Here is a 19473-nt window from a genome sequence, read left to right on the forward strand (position 1 = left end):
TAATAAAGAATGTGGCGGAGGTGACTCCGCCTCCGCCACATTCTTTGGTCCGGCGTTACTCCTTGCCCTTCCAGAACGCCTCGATTTCTTTAGCCAGGCCTGCGCGATCCGTGCTGTCCGCCAGATACTTTTGCATCGAAGCCCCGATAACCTTCGAGTGATCGCCCGGCACATAGTTAGCCCCGAACGACACGGTCAAGCCGCTGTCCATATAGGACTTGATCGACTTCCCGAGCGAGTCGGACGGCTCGAGCGGGTTATTCGAAGTGGCAGGGATAATCCCCATCTTGTTCACCAGAAAATCCTGACCGGTCTCATTGTAGACAAACCACTCCAGGAATTGCTTGGCGGCCGCTTGCTGCTCCGGCGTGCTCTCGCTCTTATCGATGAAGATTTGCTTGGTTGCGCCTACAGCGATAGCTCCTGCAGCCTTAGTATTGATTGCATTGTCGATGGGAACCGGAAGGAACGCATAATCCCCATCGGGATTGACTTCGAGAAGCTGGCTGATCATCCAGTTTCCGTTGAATGTGAACGCCGAGGTGCCGTTCGCTACAGCGGCAGCGATATTTTCAGCCGTGACCGCGAGCGGATCCTTTTTGCCCGAGTTGTAAGCCTTCATCAGATCGAAAGTATCCATCAAACCGTTGAAGCTTGCATTTTCTGCGAGATTCGCTTCCCCTGCCTTCAGAGAGGCGAGGAATGCGGCTACGTCTCCGCCCTCTTGCGCGGCATAGGATAACGGAAGGAAGTGGTTCCCTAACGACCATGGCATGCCGCCAACCAGAATAGGCGAGATTCCCGACTTTTCGATCGTTTGGAACAGCGACTCCAGATCGGCTAAGGTTTTGACCGATGCCGGATCGAAAGCTCCTCCGATCGCTTTCTCTACGACGGCTTTATTGTAAACGAGACCGTATCCTTCCACCGCGAACGGGAATGCAAGGGTAGCGCCGTCAAGCTCGTTAGGCGCGGCCAAATCCTTCACCCATTTTTCTCCCGATAGATCCAACGCCTTGTCCTTGAATTTAGCGATGTCTCCGGCATCCAGCATATTCAGCGTAGCGGGCGTTCCGGACGAATACAGGACGGAAGCTCTCTCGAACGGAGATTGTCCGCTTGGCACGGTCAGAATATTCACCTTGATATTAGAGTTTTCATTCATGAAGGCCTGTGCGGCATTCTCAAGAGCTTCGTGAATCTGGCCTTTGGAATTGAGCATAACGATTTCGACGGCTTTGCCGGCGTTTTCTGTATTGTTGCCATTGCTGGCCGGTTGACCGCTTTCCTTGTTATTGCCGTTCCCGCAAGCCGTAACCACGGCAACGACCAAAGCCACAATTAGCAATTTCCATGATTTCATGTTGATTATGCCTCCCTTAAGTAGATAAAGCAGCAAGCGTTTACAATCAATTCCTAGTCTGTCCCCCTTGTTTTCCGCTTATGAAGAAACGCTTTAATTCTGTAAAACCAGGTTCATAAACCGATTTACTAAATCGGTTTATCCATATCATAGTGGATGTCTCCCCTTTTGACAAGCCTATTTTTGCTCCTATATCGAACAGCATCGGGAAGCCCTCGCGAGATCGCGCCAGGCCCGCGTCGTCGCAGCTCAATCGATAGGTACAGAAAGCCCCTCGTCTCTTAAGAGAAACGAGGGGCTCTCGGCGTCTTGCTCTATTCGGTTAACTGACGTTTACTGGATGACCTCAATCGCGACCTCCTCCGGCCGGTAGACGGCCGTGACGCCGCCCTCCGTATCGGTCGCGAACATAACCGTACGCTCAGCCTCCAATCGGAAGGCGTAACGCCGTCCGCTTGACGGATCTCGAACCTCTACCTCAGTCCCGACGGCATACTCCGATACGAATATATAGAGCGATCCGGTACGGAATGCCAGCTTCCGGCCGTAAATCCCGGCGAGATCGCCGCCCTTCAGCCATTCCAGCTCCGGCCCGACTCCCGCCTCGCGAAGCGCGAACTTGTACAGCTCGATCAGCGTCTCCGAGCGCTCGTTCAGCTCCACAGGCAGCGGGCAACGAATCAGCTTGCCGTTCCCCAGCGTCGTTACCGTAACCGTCGCCGCGCCATCCGCGTTCGGGGAATCCGCAGCCAGCTCCTTCGCCGTCTCCGCGAATCTCAGCTTAGGGAACGAAACGGGGAGAAGCCGTCCCTCCAGCTCCAACGCTTCTTCCCGGCGCACATTGCCCAGCTTCGTGCCGCCGATACGCTCCGCCATCCTCTGCGTCGGTCGCCAATATTCGTCCAATCCCATAGGTCCCGTGAACAGCAAAGCTCCGCCCTTATTCTCGACGTGCGTCAACAGCTTCTCCAGCGCCTCGCCGCTAAAGTTGTGCGGGCTCGGCACGATGAGCAGCTTGGGCGACCATTCGGACAGAGAATCCAGATGATATTCGGACAAGCCCCGCACGGGCTGCTTCAGCCTATACAGCATAACGCGGGTCAGCTTCGTGGTCGCATCCATCGCCAGCTTGCGCGTGGAGAAATCGTTCGAGAACGGATACACGACCGCCGTCTCTTCCAGCTCCCGATCCTCGAACATCGCGCCGATCGCCGACATAAAGCGGCCGAAGTCGTACGAGACATCCGCTTCCGGCTTCTCCGTTCCGTCGGCGCGCACCGCGCCGATGTTGGATTCGTTCACGTTGTCCATATACGGATTGATGTTCCAGATCCACTGCACCGCGCCTGCGCCCCCGGAAGCGAAGGCATAAGCGTATTTACGTTCCAATATGGCTTTCAACTCGGTCTCCGTGCGCTTGGCTTTGCCTTCCGGCGTCTCCGTATACATAATGCCCGTTTCCTGAATCAGATTCGGCTTGTCAGGCGTCTTAGTGAATATGTTGTCCCACATCAAGTCGTCATTCTGCCACCAGGTATGCACTGTCGTATAATCGACGGCCGGGCCGTAGAAGAACGGAGACGGGCGCTGGCTGCAGATGCCCTCGTCTTGTCCGACCGTTACCATCTGCGCCGGCTGGGAGGAGCGAATCGTCCCGCTGAGCTCCCGCGTCCATCGATTGAGCATGTCCATCGAGAACAGCGTATAATCGAGCAATCTCGCATTCCTTCTCGGTTGGACGCCGGTAATCTTGAAAGTAATATCCGCAGCCGTCGGAGCCTGCGCCGATTCGTAATCCGGCAGCTCATCGGGCGACATGTTCCAGCGTTCCTGCAAAGCGCGAATATCGGGACCGTGCCGCTCGCGGAGCCATTCCGCATACAGCTTGCGTTCATGCGGGTCGCCGGCCGTCTGCGCGCCGTTGAAAATATTCTTAGGGTCGAACAGGGACGGCTCGTTAATCAGGTCCCAATGCACGTACGTCGACTCCGCATGCCGGGAGACGATAGCGGAGATGAACCGCTTCTGCGCTTCTACGCTGCGCGGATCGAGATAAGGGTTCGAGCCTTCCCAGCGTTCCGGGCTGAACGTGAAGAAGGTAAAGTTGACTTCCAGATCGTGCTTCTTCGCGGTAAGCATGAACGCGTCAATCGCGCGCATAACCTCCTCGGAAGCATGCCCATCTACGAACATCGTTTGCCGCCACATCGACCACAGCCCCGTCCGGATGTAGTTGATGCCCGCCCGACCCATCTGCGCCATATCCCGGTTCCAGACGGACACGTTCGGGAGAAGGAGGAATTTGCGCGCTACGTCCGAAGTCATATAGGTCATCCCGACGATCGGCATAGGACGATCCCCGCGCCGGAAGTAATCGCGGTCCCGCGACAGATAATCGCCCTTCCGCAGCAGCTCCGCATCGTAGCCCCAGAATCCCTGACGCAGCGTCCTGACTTCGCCGTCGTCGGTTATCGCCCGGCACTCGGCTTCATAGTACCCCGGCTCAAGCGGCAAATCCGTTGCGATCCGCGCGAATTGCAGCTCCCGCGATCCGTTCATGGCGGACTCGCCCGACCAGACCGGGAGGCGCTCGCCTTCGGCTTCTTTGAGCACGGATATCTCGAACCGCCAATGCCGCCGCTTGTCCGCCCGGCTTGGCAGACGGGACAATTGCTGCAGCTGCAGCGTTAACGTCGCACGCTCGCCCGGATAATAGCTGGCGTAATTCGGCTTGAACCAGATTTCGGTTACACCGTTCGCGCAATAAGCGCTCCATTCCTGTATCGCCTGAATTCCCTGCTCGCTCCATAACCGTTCGCTCGCCTGCAGATTGACGAACAGCCAACGGCCGCCGGCATGAGCCGCCTTCGTATTCTCTACGAGAACGACGGGCGCGGCCACTTCCCGGCCATCTCGCGATACCCCCTTGAGCAGAGGATACAGATGGGCATCCATCGGTCCGGAGGTGCCGCCGTCGCCCGGATGGTCGTCAAGCGTCGTAAAGTGCACCACGAAGCCGACCGTCGGCTGAATGTCGAACAGCGATTCCCTGCCCTTGAATAACGGAATTTCCGTTGAGGCCTCGTAAGCGGAGACGGGACCGGGATCGACCGGCAGCACCTCGTGAATGTTCAGCTGCTGGTGGTAGGCCGTTTGCTCCGTCTCCAGCACCCACTGCCCGTCTTTCCGATACGCGGGATAACGCAGCGGAGCGCCTCCGATATGAAGCAAGCCGCCTCCCCGCTTCAGGAAAGCCGCCAATGCCGGCCAATCCGCCTTGGGAAAATAAGGGCCGTGCAAATGAACGGCTACGTCCGCGCTTTGCAGAGCTTCTTCCCAGCTTCCCGCCGGCGCGATCTCGCCGATTCGCGCCAGTGAAGCCAATGCCTGTTCGTCGGGACGAACGCCTGCATACGGAAAGGCGTCGTCGTACAAAATTACGATTCTACTCATGGAATCCCCCTGTGGCGCACTAAGGCGCAATAATCCCTTCATCTATCGCCCGCATGACCAATTGCGAGAATAAGCTATTGGACCAGGCAAACCACGGGCGCGTATACTGGTGCGGATCGTCCGCGTGAAATCCTTCGTGCATGAAGCCGGTTTCGGCATCCGTCGATTCCAGCCAGTCGAGCATTAACCGCATTTCCGCAGGGTCGGTTGAGGTCAATCCCTGCATGGACAGCGCCATATGCCAGATATACCCGTCCGGCGTATGGGGACTGCCTATGCCCGAAGCGAATTTGCCCTTGAAAAAAAAGCGGTTATGACCGCTTAACGCAAAGCGGCGCGTATTCAAATAGACGGGATCGTCCGCCGAAGCGTAGCCGAAATACGGGATAGACAGCAGCCCCGGCGTTCCGGCGTCATCCATCAGGCAATAGTTGCCCAGACCGTCGGTTTCGTAGGCGTAGATCGTCCCGAACTCGGGATGTTCGACCTTCCCGTAGCGCTGAATAGCCTCCTCGACGGATAACTCGAGCCGCGAAATCTCCGCGAGCATCTCCGGCGACTCGCCGTATGCGACAGCCAACTCCCGCATTTGTCCGAGCGCCACGACGGCCATCATATTGCCCGGAATGTTGTAGTGGTACTCGCAGGCATCGTCGCTCGGACGGAATGCGGACCAGATCATGCCCGTGTAGCCGGTCGGAGTGCCGACTCCGTTCGCCAACGTGTCCATGGCCGGACCGCAGCTTCGCATGAACCGGTAAGTCGAAGCCTCGTCATGGCGCTGCTCCGTCGCGAACAGCCTGACGATGGCGCGCATCGCCTGACTGAAGGACGTGTCCATGAATGCCGCATCTCCAGAAGCCTTCCAGTAATGGTAGGCCAGCCTTACGGAGAAGCAGAGCGAATCCAGCTCGTATTTGCGTTCCCATACTTCGTCCGGCACCGGAATGTCGCATCGGTCGTTCGCGTCCCAATGGCGCCCGTTCGCTTCTTCGTTGAAGGCATTGGCGTAAGGGTCGATCAGAATGCATTCGACATGGCGGCGAATCAGGCCGGCGATCAAACCTTTCAATTCCTCATCCTGGCCGGCGAGCTCTACGTAGGGAAACATTTGCTCGACCGAATCCCGAAGCCACATCGCGGGGATATCGCCGGTGATGACGAAGGTCGTTCCGTCGCTCATCCGTTTGGTCGTCGTCTGCAGGGTGTTCGGATAACAATTCGCGAATTGCCGAAGCAATTTCGGTCGGCGCAAGAGCGCGAGTTCCGTTTCTTCCAGCCGGGCGACGACCGCGCGGGGCAGCTCAAGCACGGGAATATCGACGGATGGCTCCCGGGACAAGTTATTCATTAGACGTCATCTCTATTCTGCAAAAGTAGTCTTCCGTACCGTTTGTTCGTACCGTTCGTATCCTTCGGCCGAAGCCCAATCTTCCCGGCTGTTATCCGCTTACTCTTAAACCCGCTTCCAGCCCTTCCGCGGAATGGCTGCCGACGCGAATGACGAATTCGCCTTCCTCGACGATTCGCACGTTGCCGGGCTGCGTCAGCCGCAGCTGCTCTTCTCCGAGCTCGAACGTCACCGTCTTCGTCTCCCCCGGTTCGAGCCAAATCTTGCGGAAGCCTTTAAGTTCGATCTCCGGACGGGTCACCGTGCTGATCTTGTCCGTCACATACAGCTGAACGGTCTCCGCCCCGGCCCTGGAGCCCGTATTGGTGACAAGCACCTCCGCAGTCGCCTTGCCATTCGGAGAAATCACCTCGGGATACACCCGCAGCCCGGCATATTGAAAAGTAGTATAGCTTAGTCCGAAGCCGAACGGGTATCGCGGCGTCAGATCGGTTTCCAGGTAGCGTTTGCCCCTCGTCCGCTTGCTGTTATAGACGAGCGGAAGCTGCCCGGAATGCCGCGGGATCGTAACGGTCAGCTTGCCCGAAGGGTTCGCGTCGCCAAACAGAAGGTCGGCGATTGCGTTCCCGCCTTCCTGCCCGGGATACCAAGCCTCGAGAATCGCGGCCGCATGCTCGTCGATCCACGGCTCTACGACGGGACGGCCATTGATATAGACGACGACAAAAGGCTTGCCCAGCCGTCCGAGCTGTTGGACCAGCTCCAGCTGCACGCCGGACAAGCCGAGCTCCGCCCTGTCGATCCCCTCTCCGCAATCCATATCGCTAGTCGGAGCGTCGGTGACAACGGAAGCCCCCGTACGCAGATCGATCGTCCCCTCGCCGAAGTCTCGCGCGCTTGAGCCTCCCAGAACGAGAACCGTCATATCGGCTTTCTCCGCGCAAGCGATGGCCGGGCCGAAACCTTCGCGGGAGTCGCCCTTGACCGAGCACCCCGGCGCATAGTGGATCTCCACGGACTCCCCGACCTGGCTTCGAATGCCATCCAGCACCGTCTTGACTTGGTTCCGCCGTTGCGGAGAAGTATAGTCGCCGAGCTGGTTGTACATTCTGTCGGAGTTCGGCCCGATCACCGCTATACTCTTCAAGCTGCCGCGATCGAGCGGAAGAATACCCGCTTCGTTCTTAAGGAGCACAATGCCTTCCGCGGCGACCTCGCGCGCTAATGCCCGATGCTCTTCGGCTCCGATGATCCGCTCCGCCGCGTCGGGGTCGACATAAGGACGCTCGAACAAGCCCAGCCTGAACTTCGCGGCGAGAACCCGCCCCGCCGCTTTGTCCAGCGCCGCAGCATCGGTCAGTCCCTGGCTGAGCGCTTCCGGCAAATGCCGGGCGAACGCTTCTCCGGACATTTCCATATCCACCCCGGCATTTAACGCGAGCGCGGCGGCATGCGCTCCGCTGGCGGCTACGTTGTGGCCGTGCTCCAGCATCTGAACCGCGCCGCAATCCGTAATGACGAATCCGTCGAAGCCCCATTCCTCGCGCAGCACTTGTTCCAGCAAATAGCGACTCGACGTGCACGGCACGCCGTCAATCTCGTTATACGCCGGCATGACCGACAGCGCCCCCGCTTCCACCGCCCTGCGAAAAGGAGGCAGATCGACGGAATGCAGCTCTTGCAAGCCCATATGGGCAGGGGCGCCGTTGCGCCCGCCTTCCGGGCTGCCATAGGCGACGTAATGCTTCAGCGTCACGCCGATCGCATCTGGAGCATCCAGCCTGTCTCCCTGCATGCCTCTTACGGCTGCGGCCCCCATCTCTCCGACCAGATGCGGATCTTCGCCGAACGTTTCCTCGGTACGGCCCCAGCGAGGATCGCGAACGACATCCAGCACCGGCGAATAGGTGACGGTTCCGCCTTGGCTTCTCGTCTCCGCCGCAACAACCTTGCACATTCGTTCGAATAGCTCGGGATTCCAGGTGCTGCCGATCAACAGAGGCACGGGAAACACGGTTGCGCCGATGGCCATATGACCGTGAGAGCATTCCTCCCCGATCATCAGCGGGATGCCTAGACGGGAATGCTCGATTGCATAGCGTTGAATCTCGTTAACCGCTTCCGCTCCCGCGCGGGGCGATAGCCCGTTGTCGAGCGTGACCCGGGTCCACGGATCTGCGCGAAGCGTGCCGTATAGCGCGCCTACCCTTCCTTCGCGCGCCCGCTCCCGGAATGACTCCGTCAGCGTCCAAGCCGCGCCTTCTTTATCGAACACCTGCCAGCCGAACAGCTGCACGAGCTGTCCGATCTTCTCCTCGATCGTCATTCTTGCAAGCAGATCGGCTACCCGCTCCTCCACGGGCAACGCCGAATCTCGGATTTTCATCGGTCACGCCGCCTCTCCATTAGTCGTTCAGGGTTTGCCGATGCGCCCGGACGAATGAAATCGCCTGCGCAATGTCGGCCTCCGGGTTCGCTCCTACTTCGCGTTCGATAGTCAGGTAGCCTTTGTAGCCGATGTCTCTCAACGCGCGGAAGTAAGCGTCGAAGTCCACGCCGCCTTCCCCGAGCGGCAATTCGCGGAACGACGCGCCCCGCTCCGCCGCTTCGGCAATCTTCTCATGGCTCATGGGAGCGTAGCCGAGCGCTCCGTAGACTTCGCGCGGGTCTACCTCAAGCAGCCGGATGCCGTCCTTCACATGCGTATGCACGATGTAGTCCTTAAGGGTATATACGCCCTGTACCGGGTCGTCCCCGGTGACCATCACCATGTTCGCGGGGTCGAAATTCACGCTGACGCCCCGATTGCCGAGCGTATTCAGGAACGCCTTGAGATGCGCGGCTTTCTCGGGGCCGGTCTCAATGGCGAAATAGCCGCCCAGGCTTGTCGCATAATCGCTAAGCTCCCGGCAAGCCCGCTGCATCGTCTCGTATATCTCTCCGTTCGAATCGTCGGGCACGATCCCGATATGCGTCGTCACAATATTCGTGCCGAGATCCAAAGCCAGGTCCATAATCCGCTTCGATTTCTCGATCTTGGCCGGATTCGCCCGCTTATCCTGAAAGCCATGTCCGGCCAGATCGCCGCACAGCGCCGAGATATCCAAGTCAAGCGAAGCGACATGCTCGCGCAGCGCCTTGCGCTGCCCGGCGGTGAGCGCCGCGGGATCCATCTCGCCGTCCACGGCATAGATCTGCACGCCGTCCGCCCCAAGCGCCTTGGCCTTGTTCAGCCCTTCCCTCACGCCGACCCGGAAGCTGTCGACAATGACTCCGATCTTGTTCGATCCTCTCATGATGATGCAACCTCCCATAGACGGCGCACATTGTCCAGCGCGATTCGAGTCCCCGTCGTGCATGATTCCAAGCCTTCGAATTCGACCGAGATGTAGCCGTCGTAGCCGGACCGCTTGACCGCTGCCGTAATTTCCGCTATGGGCAAGTCCCCCTGGCCGACGATCGCGCCGCGCAAGTATCGACCGGCTTCGCTCCGGAACCAGCCTTCTCCGGGGTCCCGATTCTCGGGCCGGATATAGAAGTCCTTGAAATGCACCATGGACGCATAGGACGCATTCTTCCGCACGGATGCCAGCGGGTCCTCGTCCACGCATACGAAGTTGCCGACATCGAGCGTCGTTCTAAAGTTGTCGCGGCCCACCGCCTCAATGAGGCCAAGCACGCGATCGCTCGCTTGAATGAAATAGCCGTGATTTTCAATGCTGGTCGTAATGCCGAAACTCGCCGCGTAGTCGGCGATCTCCCGACAGCCTTCCACGATGTTGTCCAGATGGCTCAGATAATGCCGGACGGACGTGTCGGGATGCGTCGCGACATCGTGCCGCATCAAGGAAACGCCCAGTCTCGCGGCCATATCCACTTCCCGCTTCAAGCGCTCGATCTCGGCGCGATAGGCCTCCTCCCCGTCCGTGACGAGATTGCCGCGCACCGCATAATTGGACAGCTCGATCCCGCACGCCGCCGCCTTTTCCCGAATGCGCTCGGCCAGGCCTTCCTGACCGTACAGATCGAAGCCGACCGGTACGATCTCCACATGCTCCCCGCCCGTCTCGGCCGTCCAGGCAATGACGTCCAGCACGTCCATCTCGCCGCTTCGAATCATCTGATACAAGCTATAAGTGCTAACTCCGAGTTTCATTTTCCGTCCCCCTGTCCATACGGTTATTCGAACCGAATTTCTTCTCCCTTTGCCGCCGATTCATAGATGCCGCACAGCATTTTCATGACCTCGACGCCGTCGGCTACCGGGCTGATCGGTTGCTCGCCCGTCAGAATACAATCGATGAAGTGGTCGATTTCGTTCTGGAAGGCGCTGTCCAGATGGAAGCCGGGATGATCCGTCTGGGGCGTGATGTTCAGAATCGTGTTATTCTTCTCCGTCACGAACGACAGCGCCGGATCGATCTCCACGCCGCCGCGGTCCCCGAACAGATTGATCGTTGTTTTGTTTTCTTTGGCATGCAAGGTGAAGCTGGCTTCGAGCAGCAAGGAAGCCCCGTTGTCGAAGCGAATGATCGCATTGGCCATATCCTCGACCGTATTGCGGGAAGCGTCGTAATCGGCCGCCCGGTAGGACGTCAAGTGCTTGACGTTCGCTCTGTTTCCGAGCTTGCTGTACGTGTTCGCAGAGATCGATTTCACCTTCGGCCGGCCCATCAGGTACCAGCACAGATCGATCACGTGCACCCCGATATCGATTACGGGACCGCCCCCGGACCGTTCCGCATCGGCAAACCAGCCTCCGGGATTCCCGATCCGACGGATGCTGGAAGCCCTCGCGTAATACAGTTCGCCGAATTCGCCCTGCTCGACGAATTCCTTGACCAGCTTCGCGTTATTGTCATAACGGCGCACGTACCCGACCTGCAGCATTCGGCCCGACGACCGAACGGCTTCCTCGATGCGCAGAGCCGCCTCGACCGTCGTGCTGAGCGGCTTCTCCAGAAGCACGTCCAGCCCGGCCTGGAGCGCTGCGACGGCGATCGGCTCGTGCGTATTGTTCCAGGTGCAGATGCTGACCGCGTCGATCTCTCCTTCCGCGAACATCTTATGATAGTCGGTATACGTTTTAACGGCGCCGTAATGATCGGCCGTCTTCTTGGCCCGCTCCTCGTTCAGATCGCAGATGGCGTAAATCTGGACTTGCTTATTGTTTCGATAGGCGTTCAAGTGCAGCTCGGAGATGGTTCCGACGCCTACGATGCCGATTTTGACTTTATTCATAATTGATAATCAATCCTCTCCGTAGTGTAAGACCAGATCGACGAGCGCCGCGGCGGCGGCGGTCACTTCCGCCAGTTCCACCGACTCCTCGTCCGTATGGGCTTGCTCGATGCTTCCGGGGCCGAAGACGACGGAAGGCACGCCGACGCGCGCCAGCTTGCTGGCATCCGTGCCGTAGGCCGCGCCGTATTCCCGCTTCCCGTTCGCCGCCTTGGCGACCGAGCGCCCCAGCTGCCGCAGAATTCGGGAGTCGGCGGGCACTTCCATCGCATAATCGATAATGAACGGCTCGCCGACTGTCAAAGTCAACCCCGGAACCCGCATCTCCAGCCGAAGCAACCTGTCCCTCAGCCCGCGCCATACTTCCATCGGCTCTTCGCCTGGAATCGTCCTTCTGTCTACCGTGATCCGGCAGCTGCCGGGAATGGTATTCGGCGCGTCTCCGCCGCTGATTTCGCTGATGCAGTGCGTGGGCGGGCCGACAAGCGGATGCGTCATCCTCGCATATTCCGGTTCGATCTCCGTTCTCAGGAAATTCAGAACCTCGACCATGCGTTCAATGGCGTTATTTCCGTTGGCCGGAGCAGAGCTGTGTCCGGCAATTCCGCGGGTTTCAATATGAAACCGGACGCAGCCCTTATGCGCCACAACACGATGCAAGCCCGTAGGCTCGCCGACGACGGCTGCGGAATAGTCGAACCGTCCGGAGCTAATCGCTTCGGCAAGAGCCGATACGCCTTTATACCGATATTCCTCATCCACCACTGCCGCCAAATGAACCCCGACCGGCAGCGGCAACCCGCTCCGCCTCAGCGCAGACATAGCGACAAGCATCCCGGCAAGCGAGCCTTTCGTGTCACATGCGCCGCGTCCGTATAATCTGCCGTTCGCTGCCTTTCCGGCAAAAGGGTCTATCGTCATGCCCGAGGTCTGCACCGTATCCATGTGCGCCTCGAACAGTAACGCAGCGCCCCCGGCAGAGCCGGGCAGCATGCCGATCACATTGCTGCGGCCGGGCTCGACCTCCTGCTCCACGCAAGGGATGCCTTGCAGCGAAAGGTATTTCTTCACATAAGCTCCGACGGCTCCTTCCCCGCTGCCGCCCGGAAATGCCGGGTTAACGCTGGGAATGGCCACCAGGTCCCGCAAGACTTGTTCAATCTCGTTCGGATCGATCGATACCTGCATCATTGCCGTTTGCCGCCCGCCTTCCCGATAATCGACTAATAGAGCATTAATAATTGCAGCCGCGGGCATCGATCGTTATCCACTCCGCCAGCCTGCCCTTGCGCACGCCGGCTACGCGCTGATTCAGATTGGGAATGACGCAGGAGTGATTCGGAATGATCTCCAGTCGATCTCCGATCTGCAAATTCGTCTTATCGGGATCGAATTGCAGAAAGCCATGCTCCTCGTTTAGCCCGGCCACCTGCACGTCCGGATAACCGACTACGATTCCGAAGCCGTCGCGATGATGCGCCTTATCGCTTGTCATCGCCTTCGTCCCCGCGTCGATCGTCGCCCGGCCGGGCAATGGCGTGCTGACGACGGTGGCGACGATACGCAGCGCGCAATCCTCTTCCCGCGCCAAGCCCATGCTTACCCCGGAAGCGTCGAAAAACGCGTAGTTGCCCGCGCGCACCTCGGTGACAATGCCATCCAGCTGCTCGCACATCAACGATGCGGGAGAAGATCCTGTGCTGACGATCGATATCGAAAGCCCTGCGTCCTTGAACAAGGCAGCCGTTTCTTGTATGATGCGCGATTCTTCCCGTATCGCATCGACGAACCCTTCCTTGTTCTTGTTCCCGTAGATCTTCCCGAAGTAGCCCATGATGCCCGCCACTTCGATGCCGGGAAGCGCCTGCACCATCAGGCCGAACCTGAGCGCATCCGCGCCCGGTTGACGGCCGCCGCGGTGCAAGCCGCCGTCGATCTCGACGAGCGCCCGAACCGGCTTGCCGGTTTGTACGCCGACCCGGGACAAGCCCTCCGCTCCCGCCAGGCTATCGACGGTAACGATCAGCTCGGCCTGCCGGTGCAAAGCAGCGAGCCGGGCCAGCTTGTCCGGACCAATGATCGGATAGGCAATCAGAATGGAGCTGATGCCTGACGCCGCGAATACCTCCGCCTCGGACAGCTTGGCCGTCGTGATGCCGATTGCGCCGGCCTCCAGCTGTTTGCGCGCAATGGCCGCCGACTTGTGAGACTTAATGTGCGGCCGATGATCGATGCCGCATGCTTGCAATCTCTTCGCCATGGAGGCAATATTGGCTTCCATCACGTCAAGATCGATAATCGCGGCCGGGGTCGGCAACTCCTCGTAGCGGCTCATGCCTCTTCCAGCTCTACGATCAATTCGATTTCGACAGGTGTGTCGAACGGCAGCTCGTTCGAAGAAATCGCGGAACGGGCGTGCTTTCCTTTCTCGCCGAACACCTCGATCAACAGATCCGACGCTCCGTTAATGACGAAGGGCTGCTCGACGAACCCCGGAGCCGAATTGACGAATGCCAGCATCTTGACGACTTGTTTGATCCGGTCCAACTCTCCCAAATGCTCCTTAAGGACGGCCAGCAGATTAATCGCGACTTGTCTGGCCGCCGCATAGCCTTGCTCGACCGTAAGATCCGAGCCGACCTTTCCCGTCATCATCAGCACGCCGTCGATTCGGCAGTCGTTGCCCGAAGTATAGACGAGATTGCCGACCTGCTTGGCCGGTACATAAGCGGCGACGGCGGGCGGCACCTTGTCCAGCCTGATTCCCTTTTCTTCTAGCGCTCTCTCCGCGTTCCCCACAGCTTTTCCTCTCCTTAATCGGTTTCTTTCTTGCCCTGGCAAATGTCAAAGCTGCCTTATAACAGGAACGTCTGCACGCGATGAAGGCGGCAGACGTATCCTTTTTTAACTTCAATTATCTTTCGACGCCATCTGCATACACCGAAGTGCCGCGCTGCTCGCGTGCCCAAGCCGCAACCCGCGCCGGATCGCCTTCCCAAAGGCGCTCCCTGCCCCATTGATTCGCTTCCGGCTTCCCATCGCATTCGACCCGTATGACCGGGAACAGTCGCGAAGGCGATTCCTTCGGCAAGCCGTTGATGAACAATTCGTTGCCGATTTGTTCGAAATCCAGCCTCTGCCCTGTCGTTAGAAGGGTAACGCCCTTCACTTTGGTGACCAAATCGGCAAGACGCATTTGCGGACGGCCATCCCAGAAACGAATGATCAAGTATAGATTATTCCCGCGGGTCGTCTGACGGCCTCGCGTAATAAATTCCGTGATGGCGCCACCGTCCGAGCCGTAGATGGCTTCCCCATGCACTTCCAGCCAGCTCCCGATTTCCATGGCCCGCTGCACGAATTCCGGCGGGAACTGGCCATCTGCCGTAGGGCCGACGTTCAGCAGCAGATTGCCGCCATGCTCCCCTCCCTTCTCCGTGCATTCGCACAGCATATCCAACAAGTAATCCGCCGGCCGCCAGCGCTCGCCGGTCACATGGCTCCAGAGACGCCATGTCGTCACCTGGCAGGATTCCCATAGACGCTTCCGGTCGACGACGATCAAGTGCTCCGGCGTGCCGAAGTCGCCAAGCGTATCCGAATCGCCCGCGCCGACGCCTCCGTCCGCCCGGTATCCGTCATGCGCTTCGGAGTATCCCAGCCGATTGTTGATCAAGATGCCGGGCTGCAGCTCGCGCATGGTCTCGACCAGCTTAACGCTTTCCAGGTCATCGGCATTGCGCGGCCATACTCCGTCGAAGAAGAAGTGATCGATCTGCCCGTAATTGGTAAGCAGCTCCTTGACCTGGTTGTGCAAATAGTCCCGCACCTTGGCCCAGCCCTCCGGATCATTGGCCGGACCGTCGAAGTAAGCCGGAAGCCGCCAGTCGATCCAGGAGTAATACAACCCGATTCGGAATCCCTCCTTGCGGAAGGCATCCACGTATTCGCGCACGAAATCCCTCTTGGGCGCCTGCTTCGCGCTTGAATAATCGGTATAGGCGCTGTCCCACATGCAGTAGCCGTCATGGTGTCTGGTCGTAAAGCAAGCATACTTGAACCCGGCCTTCTTGGCGGTACGCGCCCACAGCTCCGGATCGAAATGCTCCGGATTCCACGCGCAGGCTTGCTCGGCATACTCGGCGTGATCCAGATGCTCGCGGAACAGAACCTGCTCTCCGCGGGCATATTGGGCATAAGGCCCCCAATGGATGAACATCCCGTACCGGCTCTCGGTAAACCACTTCCATTTATCCGGAACCGTAAATTGCGTCGTCATGATAGGCAGTTCCTTCCGCTATTCTGATTTGGCCGCTGCGGCTTTGCGAACTTCGTAGGCTTCCTGGTTGATTTCCAGGAAACGCGCCAGGTTCATGCCATCAAGCGTCTTAAGATACTTGTCCCAGTCTTTCTCGATGTCCATATCGCCGATAATGAAACGGGCAATCATTTCGTTCGTATAGTCATAGATCGTCTTGGAGAGAACCGCAATTTCCTGGGACTGATCCACAGTGAAGTTAAGCGGCGGCAAAATGTTTTTCACGTCCACACGGTACGGCTCGTATTTGTTTTTCGTCTCGCTGTACAGAATCGATTCCAACGGATTCTCCGGGTCGGCTACCGCGCCAAGACGCAGGGAGTTCGGACGGTACGCGATTCCGGTTTGCGACCATTGCTTGTTCTGCGTGACGCCGAATTGCGACATATCCTTGAACACTGCCGGATTTCCGTCGAGTCCGATCTCGCCGTCCTTCGCCCATCTCCAGTCCACTTCCGGTTCTCCGATCGTGGAGCGCAGCGTCATTTCGCGATCGTACAGGGCGTCGGCGAAACGGAACGCGGCTTCCGGGTTTTTAGCTTGATTCGTAATGACGAATTTGCCCGGCGCGACTTGATACGGATCGTATTGAGTCAATTGCACTCCGCCTGGACCTTTCAGCGGCGGTACGGCTACGTATTCCTTCCATCTGCCGCTATCGCCGTTCAGTTGGGTCAATACGCTCATGTTTGGACCGGATGCCGCGCCCAGAATCGGAACGTCCGGATTCTCGCCAAGCTGTACCAGCTGTGCCGGATCGCGAGTCAGCGCCTGAGGATCCATCAAGCCCTCGGCATACAGCTTATGCAAGTAGGCCAGGCCTTCCTTCCAGCCCTCTTGGACGAACGGAACGGTAACTTTATCTTCGTCGTTAACGTAGATACGAGTGTAAGGTGCATAGGTAAACGAGTTCATCAGGAAGTTCTCGACGCTTGTCGTCAGCGTAGAAGTCTGAGTCATCGGCGGCGCTCCGGAGAACGGAATTTCGTCCGCAATGCCGTTTTTGTTCGGATCCTTCGTCTTGAACGCTTTCAATACTTCATAGAATTCTTCGGTAGTAGTCGGCATCTCCAGTCCGAGCTCTGTCAGCCACGGCTCGTAGATCCACAGCTTCTGCCGCATCGAGCAGTGATAGCATTCATTCGGTGCGGGAAGCGCGTATATGTTGCCGTCGGCCGACGTGATCGTCGGCTTGATCAGCGGACTTTCCTCGAACATTTTCTTCGTGTTGATCCCGTATTTCTCGATATACTCGTTTAATGGGAGAATGATCCCTTGTTGACCGTAAAGCGCCTGCTGCTCGGCCGTAACATCCATTGTCATGATTACATCCGGCAAATCTCCGCTGGCCAGAGCCAGATTCAGCTTCTCCGTAACGGCGCTGGTCGGAACGATCTCCCATTCGACGTGGATGTTCGTTTTTTCCTCGAAGAATTTAGTAAATTCGTTCGTATCGAAATTTTCCACGGCCGGATTGGCTCCGGTCATGACGCGCAACGTAATTTTCTCGTTGACGATCGGGAAGGTTCCCGCTTCCGTCACTTTCACGTTCTCTCCGTTGCCCGATACGGCGGAACCGGACGCCGACGGCGAAGCGCCGCTATTCTTCTCGTTGTTTCCGCTGCATGCGGCTAGCAGGCCGGCCAGCATTGCGCAAGCCAGAGCCAATGACACAATCCCCTTGATTTTCATCCTCTATCTTCTCCCTTTATCCTTTTAGTGAGCCTACCATGACGCCTTTAACCAGGTATTTCTGCACAAACGGGTAAAACAGAAGCAATGGAATGGTGGAAATGACGATCAAAGAGTACTTTAACAGCGTCTTCAAGGCCTCGCGCCTTGCGGCATCCTGCGGATCTCCCGACAGCATGGCGACATCGATATCGTTCTTGACGAGAATATCCTTCAGCACGAGCTGCAAGGGATAGAGATCTTGAGACTTCAAGTAAATCATGGCGTTGAAATATTGATTCCAGTTGGCGGCTGCATAGTACAGCGTAATGACCGCCAGAATCGGGCCCGATAACCGGATGACGATCTTCCACACGAACTGAAAATCGTTGCAACCGTCCAGCTGCGCCGCTTCCAGCATTTCATCGGGGATCGACATTTGAAAGTAGGTTCTCGCGATGATCACGTTCCACACCGTCAGCGCTCCGGGGATGACGATCGCCCAGATCGAATCCAGCATGCCGAGCTCTCTGACGAGCAGATAATTCGGTATGAGACCGCCCGTGAACATGGTCGTGAACATGAACAAGATCATGAACATGTTTTTGCCGTAAAAATCCTTGCGGGAGAGCGGGTATGCGGCGAGCACGGTCATCGCCACGTTAATCGCCGTTCCGACAACCGTATAAATCAAAGAATTTTTCAGTCCGACCCACACTTGCTTGTAATCGAACACCGCCGAGTAGCCTTCGAGGCTGGGCCTAACCGGCCAAAGCCAGACTTCGCCGGAAACAACCGCCCGGGAGTCGCTGAAGGAGGCGCTTACGATATAGATGATCGGATACAGAACGCTTAAGAAAAGCAGCGTGATCATCAGCGTATTCAGTATAGTAAACAGCTTGTCCGTAATCGATTCGTTGCGAAACGCGACATTCATAGGTTCACCTCCCTACCACAAGCTTGCCTGTTTGGTTTTTTGCGCAAGTTTGTTTACGGCCAGCAACAGCGCAAGATTGATAATGGATTTGAACAATCCGATTGCCGTCGAATAGGAGTAATTCGCCACCTGCGCGGTTAAGCCCACCTTGTACACATACGTGTCGATAATTTCAGATGCTTTCAAGTTGATTGGATTTTGGAGCAGCAGCACCTTCTCGAAACCGACGTCCAGTATATGTCCGGTGTTCAGAATCAGCAGGATGATCGCCATCGGCATGATCCCCGGAAGATCGATATGCCACATACGCCGAAACTTGCTGGCTCCGTCGACGACCGCCGCTTCATGAAGGGCCGGGTCGATAGCAGCCAACGCGGCAATAAAGATAATACAGTTAAAGCCGACATGCTGCCAAACGTCCGACCAGACGTAGATGGAGGAAAACATCGAGATTTCGCCCATGAAGTTGATCGGTTCAAATCCGAAAAAGCCGATGATCTTGTTCACGATTCCGATTCTCGGGTCCAGCAGCTCCTTGATGATCCCCACGACAACGACGATTGAAATGAAGTGAGGCGCGTAAGTCACCAACTGAACGGCTTTTCTGTAAAAGCGGTTACGTAAATAATTCAGCCCGAGAGCCAGCAAGATCGGAAAAGGAAAGCTGGCCAGCAGATTGTAAAAGCTAAGGAAGAACGTGTTTTTCAAGATGCGCCAAAAATCATAAGAGTTGACGAATTGCTCGAAAAACTTGAGTCCGACCCATTCACTTCCCCAAATCCCCTTCGTCACGAGGAAGTTTCGGAATGCGATCTGGGCTCCATACATGGGCACATACTTGAAAACGATTAAATAAAGAAATGGAAGCGCCATCAAAACATACAACTGCCAGCTCTTGATGAGCTTCTTGGATACGGGAGACCGTTTAGCGGCAATGCTTGGCGAACGTTTGATCTGCAATGCGCTCATTCCCATTCTCACCTCCCTTATGCCTGGTATCGATGTCCGCCCGTTGTCGGCGGCGTGAACTCAGCATAGGTCGGAATGACCGCAAATGTAAATTGTCTATCTCGAATTTAGTGTGCATTTGTCAAGAAACATCACTTGATCTTTGTTCATGTCGTATGCAATTCGCAAGA

General features: G+C 57.3%; 14 protein-coding genes. All 14 read right to left on the reverse strand.

Translation table 11 applies throughout. The annotated features are described in order from the left end of the window. Positions 1–55 precede the first annotated feature (55 nt). Positions 56–1363 (reverse strand): ABC transporter substrate-binding protein, encoded by a 1308-nt coding sequence (locus ACFO1S_RS11480; RefSeq protein WP_204606319.1) that lies wholly within the window; start codon positions 1361–1363, stop codon positions 56–58. 333 nt (positions 1364–1696) lie between these two features. Continuing rightward, positions 1697–4816, reverse strand: coding sequence for a beta-galactosidase (locus tag ACFO1S_RS11485; protein ID WP_204606318.1), 3120 nt, complete (start codon positions 4814–4816; stop codon positions 1697–1699). Between the two features lie 19 nt (positions 4817–4835). Beyond that, positions 4836–6167: a glycoside hydrolase family 125 protein gene (locus tag ACFO1S_RS11490; protein WP_204606317.1), complete on the reverse strand. Its 1332-nt coding sequence runs from the start codon at positions 6165–6167 to the stop codon at positions 4836–4838. Positions 6168–6258: 91 nt separating this feature from the next. Next, a complete protein-coding gene (locus ACFO1S_RS11495) occupies positions 6259–8553 on the reverse strand; it encodes a glycoside hydrolase family 3 N-terminal domain-containing protein (RefSeq protein ID WP_204606316.1) in 2295 nt (764 codons plus the stop codon). Between the two features lie 19 nt (positions 8554–8572). Continuing rightward, entirely contained in the window at positions 8573–9463 is an 891-nt protein-coding gene (locus ACFO1S_RS11500; RefSeq protein ID WP_204606315.1) for a sugar phosphate isomerase/epimerase family protein, read from the reverse strand. Continuing rightward, positions 9460–10323, reverse strand: coding sequence for a sugar phosphate isomerase/epimerase family protein (locus ACFO1S_RS11505; protein ID WP_204606314.1), 864 nt, complete (start codon positions 10321–10323; stop codon positions 9460–9462). Before ACFO1S_RS11505 ends, ACFO1S_RS11500 begins: the two co-directional genes overlap by 4 nt. Positions 10324–10346: 23 nt before the next feature. Then, positions 10347–11408 carry a Gfo/Idh/MocA family protein gene (locus ACFO1S_RS11510; protein ID WP_204606313.1) on the reverse strand — a complete coding sequence of 354 codons (1062 nt, stop codon included), beginning with the start codon at positions 11406–11408 and terminating at the stop codon, positions 10347–10349. Positions 11409–11417: 9 nt separating this feature from the next. Further along, positions 11418–12599: an ArgE/DapE family deacylase gene (locus ACFO1S_RS11515; protein WP_378126803.1), complete on the reverse strand. Its 1182-nt coding sequence runs from the start codon at positions 12597–12599 to the stop codon at positions 11418–11420. A 43-nt stretch (positions 12600–12642) separates the two neighbouring features. Beyond that, positions 12643–13743 (reverse strand): alanine racemase, encoded by a 1101-nt coding sequence (locus ACFO1S_RS11520; protein ID WP_204606312.1) that lies wholly within the window; start codon positions 13741–13743, stop codon positions 12643–12645. Continuing rightward, positions 13740–14207, reverse strand: a complete 468-nt coding sequence (locus ACFO1S_RS11525; protein ID WP_204606311.1) for a RidA family protein — start codon at positions 14205–14207, stop codon at positions 13740–13742. The genes ACFO1S_RS11520 and ACFO1S_RS11525 overlap by 4 nt, the downstream gene beginning before the upstream one ends. Positions 14208–14322: 115 nt before the next feature. Continuing rightward, positions 14323–15687: an alpha-L-fucosidase gene (locus ACFO1S_RS11530; RefSeq protein ID WP_204606310.1), complete on the reverse strand. Its 1365-nt coding sequence runs from the start codon at positions 15685–15687 to the stop codon at positions 14323–14325. Between the two features lie 18 nt (positions 15688–15705). Continuing rightward, positions 15706–17418: an ABC transporter substrate-binding protein gene (locus ACFO1S_RS11535; RefSeq protein ID WP_204606309.1), complete on the reverse strand. Its 1713-nt coding sequence runs from the start codon at positions 17416–17418 to the stop codon at positions 15706–15708. A 16-nt stretch (positions 17419–17434) separates the two neighbouring features. Continuing rightward, the gene (locus ACFO1S_RS11540) at positions 17435–18334 is read right to left on the reverse strand and encodes a carbohydrate ABC transporter permease (RefSeq protein ID WP_204606308.1); all 900 of its coding nucleotides are present in this window, start codon (positions 18332–18334) and stop codon (positions 17435–17437) included. 12 nt (positions 18335–18346) lie between these two features. Further along, a complete protein-coding gene (locus ACFO1S_RS11545) occupies positions 18347–19303 on the reverse strand; it encodes an ABC transporter permease (RefSeq protein ID WP_204606307.1) in 957 nt (318 codons plus the stop codon). Positions 19304–19473: the final 170 nt, after the last annotated feature.

The organism is Cohnella boryungensis, assembly GCF_042651945.1.
GTDB lineage: Bacteria > Bacillota > Bacilli > Paenibacillales > Paenibacillaceae > Cohnella > Cohnella boryungensis.